Source organism: Streptomyces sp. NBC_00996, assembly GCF_045162675.1.
Taxonomy (GTDB): Bacteria; Actinomycetota; Actinomycetes; order Streptomycetales; family Streptomycetaceae; genus Streptomyces.
The window spans coordinates 4,696,390-4,710,407 of record NZ_CP108723.1 but is presented as its reverse complement, the minus strand read 5'-3'; the positions used below and the strand labels follow the sequence as shown (position 1 = coordinate 4,710,407).

Sequence of the window (14,018 nt, the reverse complement as noted above, 5' to 3'; positions counted from 1 at the left end):
TGCCGGGGGGTGAGTGGGTGTGAAGCCCGCCCTTGCGCACATCACCGGGCACTGCACCTCAACCGGCACCGGCGGCACCCACCAGCTGGCCCCGGTCTCGGCCGACGACGCCGTGCTCGCGCTGCGGGCCCTGCACCGGCTCAGCCTCATCGATTTGCCAGTGATCTTCCGCAAGGCGCCCCGAACATCAAGGACCTGGGCAAGCTCCGCTACGTCGTCGAGCAGGCCTTTTTGCTCCTGCACCACTTCACAAGCCTGGCCGTCCGCTGGGGAAGACGCCTCGACCTGCACGACGCTCACGTCTCCCTCGTCTGCGGCCTCATCTGCTGGAGGTACTTCAAGAAGGCCCGTCCGTGATCGTTTTACGGGCTTTCAGAGACGTGTCGCGGTCTGGACGAGGCTGGCGACGGCTCGGGACCGGCTGTGGGGTGGCCATGCGATGACCGTCGTGACCGTGGGCGCGTCCAGTACCGGGATGGTGGCGAGATCGTCGCGTAGTTGGGCTCGGCACGACTCCGGCGCGATCCAGCAAGCGCGGCCGAGCGCGATCAGTTGGAGCAGCTGCGCATGGTCCCGAGCCTGCGGGCCGGGGCCGTCCGGGTACGTACCGTCGGGGCCGGGCCAGCGCGGCAGCGGCAGGTCGGGCAGGTCGGTGACCTCGGCCGTCCGCACATGGGTCCGGGCGGTGAGGGGATGCCCGGCCGGCAGCACCACGACCTGTCTCTCGGTGCAGAGTTCCTCGGTGTCGAAGCCGGCCGTGGTGTCGAACGGCCGGTGCAGCAGGGCCACGTCGGCCCGGCCGTCGCGCAGCATTCGTTCCTGCTCGCCGATTCCGCACAGGAGCAGATCCACGGTGACCGCATCGGATTCGGCGGCGTAGGCGTCGAGCAGTTTGGCCAGCAGTTCGCTGGACGCGCCGGCCTTCGTGGCGAGGACCACGCCGGCGTGGCCGGTGGCGGCGAGGGCAGTGCGGCGGGTGCGACGCTCGGCGGCCTCGACCGCGTCCAGCGCCGCCCGGGCTTCCCGTAGAAGCACCGACCCGGCCTCGGTCAGGGTGACCGTGCGGCTGGTGCGGTTTAGCAGCGCCGCCCCGAGGCGTCGTTCGAGCTGGCGGATCGCTCGCGACAGCGGGGGCTGCGCGATCCCGAGCCGCTGTGCGGCCCTCCCGAAGTGCAGCTCCTCGGCGACGGCGACGAAGTACCGCAGCTCTCGTGTCTCCACGCCGCAATGCTACCGGCCCCGACCGGGATCGATACCCGCGCGGTATCGCTGCCCACCCAATCGGTGTTGGCCGGCTCCGGATGGGCCCGGACAGGATTGGCCGTATGAGTGAACAGACGATTGCGCTGGTGACCGGCGCGAACAAGGGCATCGGGTATGAGATCGCGGCCGGTCTGGGCGCCCGGGGCTGGGCGATCGGGGTCGGCGCCCGGGACGGGGAGCGGCGCGAGGCGGCCGTGGCGAAGCTGCGGGCGGCGGGCGTCGACGCGTTCGGCGTACCGCTCGACGTGACCGACGACGCGAGCGTGTCCGCCGCCGCCGGGCTGATCGTGGACCGCGCCGGACGCCTCGACGTGCTCGTCAACAACGCCGGGATCACCGGCAGCGCGCCGCAGATGCCTACCTCGGTCGATGTCGCGACGGTGCGGGCGGCCGTGGAGACCAACGTGATCGGCGTCATCCGCGTCACCAACGCGATGCTGCCGTTGCTGCGCCGCTCGGTGTCGCCGCGGATCGTGAACATGTCCAGCAGCGTCGGCTCGCTGACCCTGCAGACCACTCCCGGCGCCGAAACGGGCCCGATCGCCGTCGCTTACTCACCGTCGAAGACGTTCCTCAACGCCGTCACCGTTCAGTACGCCAAGGAGCTGGGCGACACGAACATCCTGATCAACGCCGCCTGCCCCGGCTTCTGCGCGACCGACCTCAACGGTTTCCGCGGCGTCCGCACCCCGGAACAGGGCGCGGCGATCGCAATCCGGCTCGCGACCCTGCCCGACGACGGCCCGACCGGCAGCTTCTTCGACGACGCAGGGGAGGTGCCGTGGTGACCCGAATGTCAGTGAAGGACATCGGCGCACCATCGACCACAGGGGGTTCCCCATGCGCATCTTCGTGACCGGCCCGTCCGGCTGGATCGGCTCCGCACTCGTCCCCGAGCTGCTCCAGGCGGGCCACGAGGTGGTCGCCCTCGCCCGCTCCGACGCCTCCGCCGGTGCCCTGAAGGCCGCCGGCGCCGAAGTCCACCACGGCTCGCTCGACGATGTCGACGCCCTGCGCAGCGCCGCCGCCGCGTCCGACGGCGTCATTCACCTCGCCTACAAGCACCAGGAGGCGTTCTCCGGCGACTTCGCGACCGCGATGGACGCGGACCGTCGCGCGATCGAGGTGTTCGGGGAGGTCCTGGCGGGCTCCGACCGGCCGCTGGTCATCGCCTCCGGCCTGGCCGGGCTCCCGCCCGGCAAGCCCGCGACGGAGGACGACGTGCCGGACGCCACCTCGCCCGGCGGCGGGCGCACCCTCTCCGCGCAGGCGGCGCTCGCCCTTGCGGACCGGGGCGTGCGCTCGTCCTGCGTGCGCCTTCCGCCGACGGTGCACGGCGACGGCGACCCCGGCTTCGTCGCGCGCCTGATCGGCATGGCCCGCAAACACGGCGCCTCCGGCTACATCGGCGACGGCGCCAACCATTGGCCCGCGGTGCACCGGCTCGACGCCGCGCGCCTGTTCCGGCTCGCGTTGGAGGGCGCCCCGGCGGGGTCGGTTCTCCACGGCGTCGCGGAGGAGGGCGTGCCGACCCGGGCCATCGCCGAGGCGATCGGCCGGGGACTTGGCCTGCCGGCCGTGTCCGTCGCCCCGGACGCGGCCGAGGCCTACTTCGGGTGGCTCGCGCTCCTCTTCGGCCTGGACGTGCAGGCATCCAGCACCCGCACCCAGCGGCTGCTCGGGTGGCAGCCGACGCACCACGCTCTCGTCGAGGACCTGGACAAGGGCCACTACTTCAACGAAAGCTGACCGACCCGATGGTCACCGTCGCCGCCCGCCCCGCACCCCGGCACGTGTGGTGCTGCCGGTAGGGGTTCGGGTGCGGTGCGGCTCTTCGCCGTTGAGGGTGTAGCGCCGAGAACATGGAGCTGTTGGACGGTTGGATGTGAGTCGTCAGGAGGTGTGAGAGTCGTAGTTCTCGCGGTTTGCGAGGACCTCGGTCATGTGTATCTGCGCCCAGTCCCTGAGCCCGCGCGTCATGCGGTGGAGCGAGAGACCGAGGTCGGTCAGCTCGTAGGAGACGGTGACAGGGACGGTTGGCGTCACGGTACGGGTGAGCAGACCATCGCGCTCCAGCGACCGTAGCGTCTGGGTCAGCATCTTCTGGCTGACCCCGGCCAGAAGGCGATAGATCTCGGAGTAACGCATCGCCTTCGGAGCGATTGCGTGTGCTGCACCGGCCTGGCCGGAGCTGTTGTCGCCGCCCAGCGCACACAGCACCAGGACGACCCACTTGTCCGAGATTCGGTCGAGCAGCTGCCGGCTGGGGCACCCTGCCAGGAACGCGTTGTACTCCACCTTGGCCTGAGCCCTCTTCTGGGCCGCGTTCATCGTCGTCACTGATCGCACCTCTCACCGCTGGGTGGGTTGCGCACTCCCAAGTGCCTACTTCCCGATGGGAAGTTTCTCTCCAATGCTGATGCAGGGAGGCAGCAGGCGCCACCCCCCAAGTGCACGACGAAAGGCAACAAGATGAGCACACCTTCCCTCTCTCTTCCCGGCGGCACCTGGACTTTGGGTGACCTGACCGTCGCCCGGTTCGGCTACGGCGCCATGCAACTGGCCGGCCCGTGGGTCATGGGGCCGCCCGCCGATCGCGAGGCTGCCCTGGCCGTTCTGCGTGAAGCGGTCGACCTCGGTGTCACCCACATCGACACGAGCGACGCCTACGGGCCGCGTGTCACCAACGAGTTGATCCGCGAGGCATTGCACCCCTATCCCGAGTCGCTGCACATCGTGACCAAGGTGGGCGCGACCCGCGACGAACAGGGTGGCTGGCCTCCGGCCCGGCGACCCGAAGATCTGCGCCGCCAGGTCCACGACAACCTCAAGTCCCTCCGGCTCGACGTACTCGACCTGGTCAACCTCCGACTCGGCAACGCCGAAGGTCCCCAGCCCGGCTCGCTCGCCGAGGCGTTCGAGACGCTCGTCGAACTCCAGCAACAGGGCCTGATCCGCCACCTCGGGGTCAGCAACGCCACCGAGGAGCAGGTCACCGAGGCACAGAGCATCGCGCCGATCGTGTGCGTGCAGAACATGTACAACCTCGCCCACCGCCCCGATGACAAGCTCATCGACCGGCTCGCCACCGACGGCGTCGCCTACGTGCCCTTCTTCCCTCTCGGGGGCTTCACCCCGCTTCAGTCCTCGGCGCTCTCGGCGGTCGCTGCTCGATTGGTGGCGACACCGATGTCTGTCGCGCTGGCCTGGCTGCTGCAGCGATCACCGAACATCCTGCTCATCCCCGGCACGTCATCGACGGCGCACCTGCGCGAGAACATCGCCGGTGCGGGACTCTCCCTCTCGCATGAGGACTTGACCGAACTGGACGACATCAGCCGCTGAATGCCCCAGAGCTGCCAGGTCCACAAGCCACGACCGAAGCCACGACTCAGGTTCCGGCCCCGGTCACCTTCGCGCGACCGGGGCCGAAGCAGGACGATTCACCCTCACCTGGATGACTTCACATCGTCAACCGCCAGGAACTTGTCTGGCCCGGACTGCTGAAGATGCGAGCCACTGACGTGCTGGCCCATTCCGGACGCCCGGGCACCTCCAACAGACCGAACGAGGCCATCAAACGAGGCCATCAACAGACGGCTCGGACACCTCCGCGGCTCCGCCCTCGGACTCCGCAACCTCACCCACTACGGCGCCAGATCCCGCCTGGAAACGGGCGGCTTCAGGCCACGACTACACCCTGGATTGTGAAGAGCCGGAAAATGACGTCTTCTTAGGGAGATTCTCTTGACGAGATCGTTAAGTGCCGCGCTGTCGGCCCGGGTGCGGGCGCTTCGGGGGCACCGCCGGGGCATCGGCACGACGCCGGACCGGGCCGGGCGGCCGCGTGGGCGGCGCAGTTGGGCGACCACGGTGGTCCTCGCCCTGCTCGCGGCGGTCGTGGCGGTGGTGACATACCCGACGGGGACTGCCGTGGCCGCTGATCGGCCGCTGCGGAGCACCCCAGTGATCACCTGGAACATGCAGGGCGCCGACTCAGGGGGGAACAACAACAAGTGGCAGAACAATGTGCGGAACTACGCCCGGGCAGGCACAGATCGTGATGCTCCAGGAGGCCGGGCCGTGGCCGGCCGAGTCGGCCATGCAGCAGGACGACCTGACCCGGACCACGGTGGACCGTCACGGCACCGTCCACACCCACACCATCCGGCAGTTCCTGTGGAGCGTGCGTGACGGGGACTTCCGCACGGTGTACTTCGCGCACACCCAGAACGGGCAGGGCGGTCGGGTCAACCTGGCGATCGTGTGCGACGGGGAACCGGATGAGGTCAACGTGGTGCAGAACCCGGTGGACGCCGGCCGGATCGCGCTGGGCGTGCGCTACGGCCACTACTGGTACTTCACCGTGCACGGGCTGTCCGGGGGCGGCGGGGACTCCGCCGCGCTGCTGGACGCCATCGACACCGCGGTGGAGGACTGGCAGCCCCCGGGCGAGGAATACTCCTGGACGGCCGGTGGTGACTTCAACGTCGATCCCGACATCCTCGAAGAGCGGAGCGCCTTCCCGGTCGCCATGCCGGTCAGCACTCCTTCCAACGTGCCCACCCACGACAGCGGCAACAGGTACGACTACTTCGTCACCGACGACATTCCCGCCAGCCGGGAGAGCGCCTACCTCGTCGGCATGTACCAGCCTCCCTCAGACCACCGTGTGGTCGGCCTGGGCCGGATGCGCGCGGCAGGCGAGCCGCCCTCGGAGATCACGCTGCTGCCTCTCGGCGATGACCTGAAGGGGTGGGCAGCAGCAACGAATCCGGCGCCCGCGACGAGATCCAAGAGGATCTGGGGAAGATGACCTTCGACTCGCTGTACGGCCGTCTCCCCGGAGACACGTCGGCGACGGAGCCGATGTGGCCGTCGCTTACCGACCGCGATCTGGTCGGCAGCCGCAGTCACGGGGAGGGGATCCCGGACCGCCACCATGAGGGATGGCATGGCCACACCATCTCTCAGGTCCACGATTCCGCCCAGAAGGTGCTTGCCGCAGATGGGGAAGCTGCCATCCCGCACCCCAATGTGGTCATGTTGCTGGCCGGGTTGACCGACATCGTGCACGACGAAGACGTACCCACCGCGCCGGACCGGCTGAGCAGTCTGATCGACCACATCTACACCGCCGCGCCGGACGTGGCCATCGTGGTGGGCACGCTGCCGCCGTCCGACGACACGGCCATCCAGGCCCGCATCGACGCCTACAACGACGGTGTGCGCAGCATGGTCAACGACCGCATCGGCGAAGGCGACCACCTGGTCCTGGTCGATCTGAGCGCGGTGACCACCGACGACCTGGTCGACGGGGTGCACCCCGGCGACCAGGGCTATGAAAAGATCGCCGACGCCTTTATGGCCGGGATCCACTGGGCGCTGGTGAACGGCTGGATCAAGGATCCCCCCGGTGCCAGTGACATCGCCGACGCATGCACCAACAGCGTCAAGCCCGGCGTGGGCAGCGCCACCGACTCTGGTGACTCGGGCGATGACTCCGGCCAGACCGTCCAGGACGATGCCTCCGCCTCGGGCAACAATGCCTCGGACGGGGTGTGCGATGTGCTGATCGTCGGTGATTCGATCAGCAACGGGTACGAGGGCGACCACACCTGGCGGTACCGGTTCTGGGAATGGGCACGGGAGCAGCAGTTGGGGTTCAACTTCGTGGGACCGCTGACCGGGACCGTGAAGCCGAACGCCCCCCTCCCGCCACAGCCGCCCAAGCTGGGCGAACAGACGCAGGAGGAGAACGCCGATCCAGCCCAGTTCACCGGGGAGTACGCCAAGGATGTCGACGAAACGTTCGCCGAAGGCGGCTCGGCGCACTATGCGATGTGGGGCCGGCAGCTGGGTCAGAGCGTGCACACCATCGAGAAGGTCATGAACGATCTGAAGGCCAAGCAGCAGACGCCCGACCTGCTGCTGGTCGAGATGGGCTTCAACGACATCGGCTGGCTGGGTGCCGACGCCGGTCTGGTCGACACCATGAAGGACTTCATCGACAACGCCCGCGCCGTCAACCCGGATGTGGACATCGTTCTGGCCAACGTCCCCCAGCGCACCACGCTCGGCGACGCCAACCGGGACCTGCCCAAGCGCATCACCGAGTACAACTGGGCCCTGGCCAAGGCGATTCCCACCTGGGACACCGACACCTCCCCGGTCGCATTCGTCGACCTCGACGCCGCGATGAGTTGCGACCCGACCGCGACCATATGCCCGACCGCCTATGACGGGCTGCACCCCAACCAGGTGGGCGAGTACCGCATCGCCCAGAGGTTCACCGTCGCACTGCACGAGGAGTTCGGGATCGGCTCGGAGGCGCTCGCGCCCCCGTTGTCCGGCAGCGACTCCCAGCGGTCGGTGGCCACTCCGACCGGCCTGGAGTTCGACGGCACCCAGCAGGGGGTGACCGTGACCTGGCCCAAGGTCTTCGGCGCCCACGGCTACGACGTACAGTGGCGCGACATCACCGACAACAGCGCGGCCGAATGGCAGGACAGCCTCCCCGGCGCCCGGGCCAACCGCTGGGACCTGGGCTGGCAGTTCACCAACCAACCGTGGGCCGGCCACACCTACGAGGTCAGAGTGCGCTCGGCCGCCGGCGACGTGAAGTCACCGTGGTCGGATCCGGTCAGCGGAGTGGCCAACCCCACCACCGCCCCGCCACCCGCGGACATCGTCGTTTTCGGTGCCGGCGAGGGCTCGTTCGACGTGCGCTGGACGGCGGCGCCCAGGGGGCCGCACACCGACTCCATCACCCGGTACGCGCTGTGGGTCTGGGACGAGGACACCCCGATGGTGCACTCCCGCATCATCGGCTACCCGGCCTCGGAACGTATCGCCCATGTCGACGGGCTGACTCCGGGCCACCGCTACCGGGTGTTCGTGTCCACCTGGAACGCGGCCGGTGAGGGCAAACCCCGCACCGCCGCCACCGTGACCGCGCGCTGACCGCCCACCACCCGCAATCTGACGGCGCTCCCGATGCGGACCACCGCACCGGGAGCGCCGCCACAACGGCCGCCGGCCCCTGCCGCGTGGCCAGGACAGCGTCCCGCGGCGCGTGGCGCCCGCAGGTCGACCGATGGCCGTCAGGTCGAAGGGTGCGGGCTTGGCGCCGCGGCATGCCGGTCCGGTCCTCGCCCGTACCCGCCGCATCCGCCGCCAGTGCTGCGACCGGCAGGCGGACGAACAGAACACGGCCGTCGCCTTCGCCGCAGGCATCAGCGGACCACCGCACCCGCGGCACAACCGCGGCCCGGAGTCGTCGTCCGTGGTCGCGACCAGCCGCAGCCGGGGCACTCCGTTCCTGCCCGTGCCTCCACCGTACGACTGTGCGGATGGCTGCCGACCACCCGATGACCTCAGCGAAGCGGGTCACCGCGTGCACCACGGGAAGACCCGACGAGTGTCGCGGTCAGCGGGTGCCCGCCTCGGCGCGCGCGTAGAACGCGGCGAGCTCGTGGGGGTTCTTGGTATAGACGTCGATCTTGCGTACCGTGCCGTCCTCGACCTGGTGGATCTCGACCATGGTCAGCGGGAACTCCTCACCGGTGGTGTGGGCTGTGAGCGTTCCGGTGAGCGTTCCGATGACGCCGGCCGGGCCCTCGAACACCTCGGCATCGGTGATGGCGACGTTGGCGTAGCCCATCATCGCGCCCAGGATCGACTGCACGAACACCTCGCGGCCCTGGTGCACGCCGCCGTAGGGGAGTTGGTTCGGCTCATCGACGATCACCTCGGGGGCGAGCTTGGCCAGGACACCCGGCACATCGCCCTTGCTCAACGCGTCATACAGCCCTCGCACGACATCCGCGGGGCTCTCCGTCACCGCCTCGATCTGGCTGCTCATCTTGTGTGTCCTGTCCGTTTTCAGGTGCTGCCGACCGCGGCGCGTACGTCCTCGCACCGGTCGGGCCCCGGGGGATCGGGGCACGCACCATGCAACGGGAGACGGCCGTGACGGGGGAGTCCTTGCTGTGAGGGGTATTGGCAGGGCCCCCACCCCATCGCGCAGCCTGCCTACCCTGTCCTCATGGACAACCGGGACGCAGTCAGCGCATTCCTCCGCTCCCGACGCGACAAGATCACCCCAGAGCAGGCCGGTCTGCCGGCGTACGGTCAGCGGCGGGTGCCCGGACTGCGCAGGGGTGAGGTCGCCACGCTCGCCGGGGTGAGCGTCGAGTACTACACCCGCCTGGAGCGCGGCAACCTCCAAGGTGTCTCCGACAGCGTGCTGGACGCCCTCGCCCGGGCCCTGCGGCTCGACGACACCGAGCGCATGTACCTGTACGACCTCGCCCGCGCTGCGGGACCGGCGCCCCAGACGCGGGCCCGGCAGCGGAAGAGCCGACCGACGGTGCGGCTGAGTGTGGCGCGGATCGTCGAAGGCATGCCGGAGCTGCCTGCGTACGTGATGAACAACCGCCTCGATGCGCTGGCCGCGAACCCGCTGGGCCGGGCCCTGTACTCGGAGATGTATGCCGACCCGACCTGCGGTGCGAACGTCGCCCGGTTCGCGTTCTTCAACCGCGCAGCCAGACGGTTCTACGCCGACTGGGAGCGCATGGCCCGCTTCGCCGTGGGCGCGCTGCGCATCGAGGCGGGGAAAGACCCCTACGACCGGGAGCTGTCGAACCTGATAGGTGAACTGTCCACCCGCAGCGACGCCTTCCGCGTGATGTGGGGATCCCACGACGTGCATGTCTTCCGCGAGAGCACCAAACGCCTCAACCATCCCCTCGTCGGCGACCTGGAACTCGATCAGGAGACCATGAGCCTGCCGGACGAAAGCGGCTTGAGCGTGGTCGTCTACAGCGCGCCACCCAAAACCGCCGCCGAGGACGGCCTGAAGCTGCTCGCCAGCTGGTCCGCCACGACCGGACAGGAGCAGGACACGGAATCCCCAAGTAAGCCGTCGACCCGGCAGCCCTGACGGGCGGCACCATCAGGCCAACGGTCGATGCTCCCGCATCGACCGGGTGTCGGCGGTTTCTCCCAGCCGTCGCCGACACCGAGGCTCGTCTCGCCGCAGAGATGGGAGCTTTGCGTCGGATCATCAAAGGATGTCCGACGTGCGACAAACGCGCATTTTCAATGTTCCCAGGATGATCCCATTGCGCACCCAAAGGCCTTCCAGGGAGGTTCCCTGGAAGGCCTTTAGTGCGCTGACCTGTGCTTTTGTGGTGCCCCCGGCAGGATTCGAACCTGCGACACCCGCTTTAGGAGTGGGATCGAATCCATGATCGGGGGTGTTGGTTCATGCCGGGTGGCGCTGTTCTCGCAGGTCAGCGCCGTCCGGCATGATTCTTGATCCAGCTCATGACGGGTACTGCTCCGTCATCCGCTCACGCATCGCTCACGCGTGCGGGGGCGTTCTTACTTCCGGCGGGGCGAGTACGGGTGGGTCAGTAGCCGGTTGTGGTGGGCTCGCGCTCGAACCGGCTACCTCTTTGTCTCGAATGAGGATCGGTCAAGATCGGTACCTGTGGATCTCGTAAAAGTGTAGGTCAGAGGGTTGGTGTGGGCTGGTGTGACGGGGATTCGCTTGGTCTCCGGAGGAAGATCATCTCCCAGAATTCTCCCAGGGGCTGGCGCTGCGCTTGGGGCTCGTATCCACGCCACGCCTGCGAGCCGCATTGCGGGAGCAAGTTTGCCCGGGTGCTCACCTGCCCCGCGCGGCGTCAATCCTGTCAGGGCTGCCGCCGCGCGCTGACGCGCGTATGTCCCCCATGGGGTGAAGGGCTGAGTAGGAAGTCCAGGGAGGGGCAGTGGGTCGTAAGGTTCGGGTCGAGATTCCGCCGTGGTCACCAGACGAGACGGTTGGGAGAGCGTTGTGGCTGATCTTTCGTTCGAGACGATCGCTTCCGGTCGCTGTTTGGTGGCGAGGGTAGGCGGCGAGATGGACTACCTGACCGATCCCTGGTTCCGTCCGCGGTTCAAAGAGCTGATCGCGGGTGGTGGCCGCTTCATCGTGCTGGATCTGTCGGGGGTGTCGTTCTGCGACTCTGCCGGGCTGAATGTGCTGCTCGGAACGTGGCGGCAGGCGGATGCGAGTGGGGCTGTGTTGGTGCTGGCGTGTGTGCCTGAGTCGTTGCGGGGGATCCTCGAAATGACTGGAGCGGATCACGTCCTGCGTGTGTTTGACACCGTCGCCGACGCAGAAGCGGTCTTCGGCGGCTGAGCCGCTGTCCCGGTCTCGCGATCGACAGCGAGGTCAACGAGAGCGCGCAGGGTGAGGTGGGCTTCGCCCGGATGCCGCAGCGGCTGGTCGAGGCTGAGGGTGTACTGGTTGCGCCGGCCGACCCGTTGCCGGTGCAGATAGCCGGCCTGTTCGAGGTCGGCGAGGATGGCCTGGACCGCTCGTTCGGTGATAAGGTAGATGGCGGCGATGGTTCGGAGCCGCGCGTCCGGGTCCCGTGCGACGGCCCGCAGCACCCTGGCGTGGTTGGTCAGGAACGTCCACCGGCGGCCCTGGTGATCCATGAGCCTCAGCCGCCCTCCGCCTCGCGCGATGTGCGATGAAGAATGCCGGAAATCCTCATCACCCATTCTGGCAGGGGCGAGCACGACCGGAATGCCTCTCGTGCAGGAGGTGCGTCCTTGTCGGCGCCCTTGTCGCTGGCCTGGTGCGACACGACGGTGTGCACTTGTGGCGGCTTGGCGTCCGGCTCTCCCGCGCGGTCAGGAGGAAGCACTTCCGCCACTCGTCCCGTAGGACAAGAACTCGCACCCGAACCGTGGTGGGCCACCTCAACCGGGCCGCCCTTCGCGTGCCCCCAGGGCGCACGCGTTCCCCTCATGTCGGCTCGCGAGGCGGCGCCCTTCCGGGCGGGACACAAACGATGATCAGAGCACGTGCCCGCCTCGACTCTCGTCGGGGCGTCAGCCTCAGAGAGATGCTGCTGGTAAGCCCGCAAGGAGATCCCCGAAGTCGGCCGAGAAGCGCGCCTGACCATGCGTTCCGGGGGGTACGGTCGGAGCCGGCCGATGCGGGGCGCGAGAGGCAGGGCGTCCTGCCCGCCTTGGGACGCGGCCGAGGCCGACTGGGACTCGGCCCGGGAGCGGGTCTGGGGTTCACGGTGACGTGCGTGATCTGCCCCCACAGCGGGTCCAGAACCCGCGGCGGCGAAGCAGAAGACGGCATCCGGTCTTCGACCGCAGGTCGGCGCGCTGCAAGGTCGTGGTCGTCCGCTGCCCCCCGTCGTCGTCAGCGGAGAGGACGCCGCCGGGACAGCCGCACGGCGGCCACGGTCACATCGGCCACGAGAACCACGATGCCGATGATCAGCAGATAGCCCAGACCTCCGGCTGTCACGCCGATGATCCCCAGGACGACGGCAACAAGGGCGAACAAGAGGAAGTACGCCACGACTCGGACACCTCCCTTGGACCGTGCCGTCGCTCAGCGGCGTGCGAGCTTGCGTTCGCCGTTCGCGCCCGGCTGGTACGTCGTCCCGTAGTGCTGGAAGATCGCTTCTTCCTGCTCGGCGGGCAGGATGTCGTCCATGCCCATCGAAGGAGCCTTCCTGACCAGGCTCCTGGTGCAGGCGATCTTCACTTAGCCCGTACCCCGGAGTGCGTCGTCGACGGGCACGAAGACCAGGTGACGGCGAGTCGGCAGCCCGGTCCGTATGGTGACCACGGCCGGTTGGTCGGTGGTGGTGTCCACGCAGACCGCTTCGAGCACGCCGATCCTGTGCCTCTTCGGGTCGACGACGTCATGGGTGTGCCACTCGCGGATGTCGGCTGCGTGGATCATGCGCTGTCCCTCCTGAGCGGGACACCGGTCGACGCGGGCCGCGTCTCTTGGAAGGTCGCCGCCCGGCCGGAACCGGCACTGCGGCTGTGCCAACGACTCCGGCGCAACCACGCCGGAGTCGCCCTTCCGGGCGGCTGCACGTGAGAGTGAGCCAACCCACGATCCATGGTACTGCGGCTGGTGCGCCTCGCACCCTTGATGGATACGCCGGTGCGATGGATCCATGCCCGCGCAGCACTATTGCGTGATCTCCCGGTCCGGTCGTGCCGGCCCTCGTGGCGGACGCGCCGCCGCTCCGCGAGGCCGGAAGAGGAAACCCGTCCGGGCCAGGTTCGGTTTGCAGGAGTACGACGCCGGGGGCGGGCCCGGAGGCGCGGCGGCGCGCGAGGGTGCGCAGCATTCCCGCCACCGGGGTGATGCCGCTGCCCGCCGTCACCGTTAGCATCCGCGGCGGCAGCGGATCCTCCCCTGGTGACCACCTGCGCCTGTACCGGAGCCTGCATCCAGATCATCGCCGGGCCTCCGGATCGAGGCGATTTCCTGAGTTCCGCGGAGTCCGGCGAATCGGGAAGGCGGAATGCGGTGACCGCATGATCCGAAGTGGCATGGCCCTACGCCGTGCTGCCGGTCAACGCCCGGCAACCTCCCCTGTCAACGCGGTGTCGACACCCGGGAGTTCTGGGAGCTGCGCAGGGGCCGCCGGGGTGACCGGAGCCTCGGCGGGAGCTTCGACCGGCGGCGGCAGGATGCGGTCCTCCCACCACGACAGGGCCATCACAACGGCGAGTAGGACGAAGGGGATCGAAGCCGGAACGATCAGCGTGTACATGCGTACCGCGCTCGGGCCGTACCGCGCACACCAGCCCTTGCCGCGCTCCCTGAACAGCCGGCAAGTGGCCGTCCGCTCCGGGTGCGAGACCGTTACATCGGGCGCTACCAGCAGTCACGTGGCAGGGCTAGGCTGTCCGAACAGGCCCCGGCC

At 68.7% G+C, this 14,018-nt stretch carries 13 protein-coding genes and 2 pseudogenes; 8 read left to right on the top strand and 7 right to left on the bottom strand.

The genetic code is table 11. The features are described from left to right. Positions 1-372: 372 nt before the first annotated feature. Positions 373-1,221, bottom strand: coding sequence for a LysR family transcriptional regulator (locus OG390_RS22140; RefSeq protein WP_406170393.1), 849 nt, complete (start codon positions 1,219-1,221; stop codon positions 373-375). A gap of 104 nt (positions 1,222-1,325) precedes the next feature. On the opposite strand from OG390_RS22140, the gene OG390_RS22135 reads away from it, so the two are divergent. Both OG390_RS22135 and OG390_RS22130 read left to right on the top strand, forming a co-directional pair. Next, positions 1,326-2,051 (top strand): SDR family oxidoreductase, encoded by a 726-nt coding sequence (locus OG390_RS22135; RefSeq protein ID WP_406170391.1) that lies wholly within the window; start codon positions 1,326-1,328, stop codon positions 2,049-2,051. Between the two features lie 52 nt (positions 2,052-2,103). Continuing rightward, positions 2,104-3,012 carry an SDR family oxidoreductase gene (locus OG390_RS22130; protein WP_406170389.1) on the top strand — a complete coding sequence of 303 codons (909 nt, stop codon included), beginning with the start codon at positions 2,104-2,106 and terminating at the stop codon, positions 3,010-3,012. A gap of 144 nt (positions 3,013-3,156) precedes the next feature. On the opposite strand, the gene OG390_RS22125 is transcribed toward OG390_RS22130, so the two are convergent. Beyond that, positions 3,157-3,594: a winged helix-turn-helix transcriptional regulator gene (locus tag OG390_RS22125; RefSeq protein WP_406177797.1), complete on the bottom strand. Its 438-nt coding sequence runs from the start codon at positions 3,592-3,594 to the stop codon at positions 3,157-3,159. A 141-nt stretch (positions 3,595-3,735) separates the two neighbouring features. Between OG390_RS22125 and OG390_RS22120 the strand changes: the two genes are divergently transcribed. The 4 genes and pseudogenes from OG390_RS22120 (at position 3,736) to OG390_RS22105 (ending at position 8,226) form a co-directional block, all read left to right on the top strand. Next, on the top strand, positions 3,736-4,608 hold the full coding sequence (locus OG390_RS22120) for an aldo/keto reductase family oxidoreductase (RefSeq protein WP_406170387.1): 873 nt from the start codon (positions 3,736-3,738) through the stop codon (positions 4,606-4,608). Between the two features lie 158 nt (positions 4,609-4,766). Next, a pseudogene (locus OG390_RS22115) lies at positions 4,767-4,974 on the top strand (ISL3 family transposase); the annotation flags it as partial. A gap of 349 nt (positions 4,975-5,323) precedes the next feature. Next, entirely contained in the window at positions 5,324-6,079 is a 756-nt protein-coding gene (locus tag OG390_RS22110) for a hypothetical protein (protein WP_406170385.1), read from the top strand. Next, the gene (locus OG390_RS22105) at positions 6,019-8,226 is read left to right on the top strand and encodes a GDSL-type esterase/lipase family protein (protein ID WP_406170383.1); all 2,208 of its coding nucleotides are present in this window, start codon (positions 6,019-6,021) and stop codon (positions 8,224-8,226) included. The genes OG390_RS22110 and OG390_RS22105 overlap by 61 nt, the downstream gene beginning before the upstream one ends. Positions 8,227-8,692: 466 nt before the next feature. Here OG390_RS22105 and OG390_RS22100 read toward each other — a convergent pair whose 3' ends face one another. Then, positions 8,693-9,127 (bottom strand): nuclear transport factor 2 family protein, encoded by a 435-nt coding sequence (locus OG390_RS22100; protein WP_406170381.1) that lies wholly within the window; start codon positions 9,125-9,127, stop codon positions 8,693-8,695. A gap of 183 nt (positions 9,128-9,310) precedes the next feature. Between OG390_RS22100 and OG390_RS22095 the strand changes: the two genes are divergently transcribed. Continuing rightward, complete coding sequence (locus tag OG390_RS22095) at positions 9,311-10,210, top strand: helix-turn-helix transcriptional regulator (protein ID WP_406170379.1); 900 nt, start codon at positions 9,311-9,313, stop codon at positions 10,208-10,210. A 900-nt stretch (positions 10,211-11,110) separates the two neighbouring features. Next, entirely contained in the window at positions 11,111-11,458 is a 348-nt protein-coding gene (locus tag OG390_RS22090; RefSeq protein WP_406170377.1) for an STAS domain-containing protein, read from the top strand. Here the strand turns inward: OG390_RS22090 and OG390_RS22085 are convergent. From OG390_RS22085 to OG390_RS22070, 4 genes and pseudogenes are all read right to left on the bottom strand, one after another. Next, the gene (locus tag OG390_RS22085) at positions 11,401-11,760 is read right to left on the bottom strand and encodes a helix-turn-helix transcriptional regulator (protein ID WP_406170375.1); all 360 of its coding nucleotides are present in this window, start codon (positions 11,758-11,760) and stop codon (positions 11,401-11,403) included. The two genes, OG390_RS22090 and OG390_RS22085, sit on opposite strands and share 58 nt — an antisense overlap. Positions 11,761-12,484: 724 nt before the next feature. Further along, positions 12,485-12,646, bottom strand: coding sequence for a hypothetical protein (locus OG390_RS22080; protein ID WP_406170373.1), 162 nt, complete (start codon positions 12,644-12,646; stop codon positions 12,485-12,487). A gap of 33 nt (positions 12,647-12,679) precedes the next feature. After that, positions 12,680-13,036: pseudogene (locus OG390_RS22075) on the bottom strand (PRC-barrel domain containing protein). A gap of 628 nt (positions 13,037-13,664) precedes the next feature. Then, positions 13,665-13,865, bottom strand: a complete 201-nt coding sequence (locus OG390_RS22070; protein ID WP_406170371.1) for a hypothetical protein — start codon at positions 13,863-13,865, stop codon at positions 13,665-13,667. Between the last annotated feature and the right edge of the window lie 153 nt (positions 13,866-14,018).

Coding starts and splice junctions, on each gene's coding strand:
- OG390_RS22135 (WP_406170391.1), top strand. CDS start 1,326: ATGAGTGAACAGACGATTGCGCTGGTGACCGGCGCGAACAAGGGCATC.
- OG390_RS22130 (WP_406170389.1), top strand. CDS start 2,104: ATGCGCATCTTCGTGACCGGCCCGTCCGGCTGGATCGGCTCCGCACTC.
- OG390_RS22125 (WP_406177797.1), bottom strand. CDS start 3,594: ATGAACGCGGCCCAGAAGAGGGCTCAGGCCAAGGTGGAGTACAACGCG.
- OG390_RS22120 (WP_406170387.1), top strand. CDS start 3,736: ATGAGCACACCTTCCCTCTCTCTTCCCGGCGGCACCTGGACTTTGGGT.
- OG390_RS22100 (WP_406170381.1), bottom strand. CDS start 9,127: ATGAGCAGCCAGATCGAGGCGGTGACGGAGAGCCCCGCGGATGTCGTG.
- OG390_RS22095 (WP_406170379.1), top strand. CDS start 9,311: ATGGACAACCGGGACGCAGTCAGCGCATTCCTCCGCTCCCGACGCGAC.
- OG390_RS22085 (WP_406170375.1), bottom strand. CDS start 11,760: ATGGATCACCAGGGCCGCCGGTGGACGTTCCTGACCAACCACGCCAGG.
- OG390_RS22070 (WP_406170371.1), bottom strand. CDS start 13,865: ATGTACACGCTGATCGTTCCGGCTTCGATCCCCTTCGTCCTACTCGCC.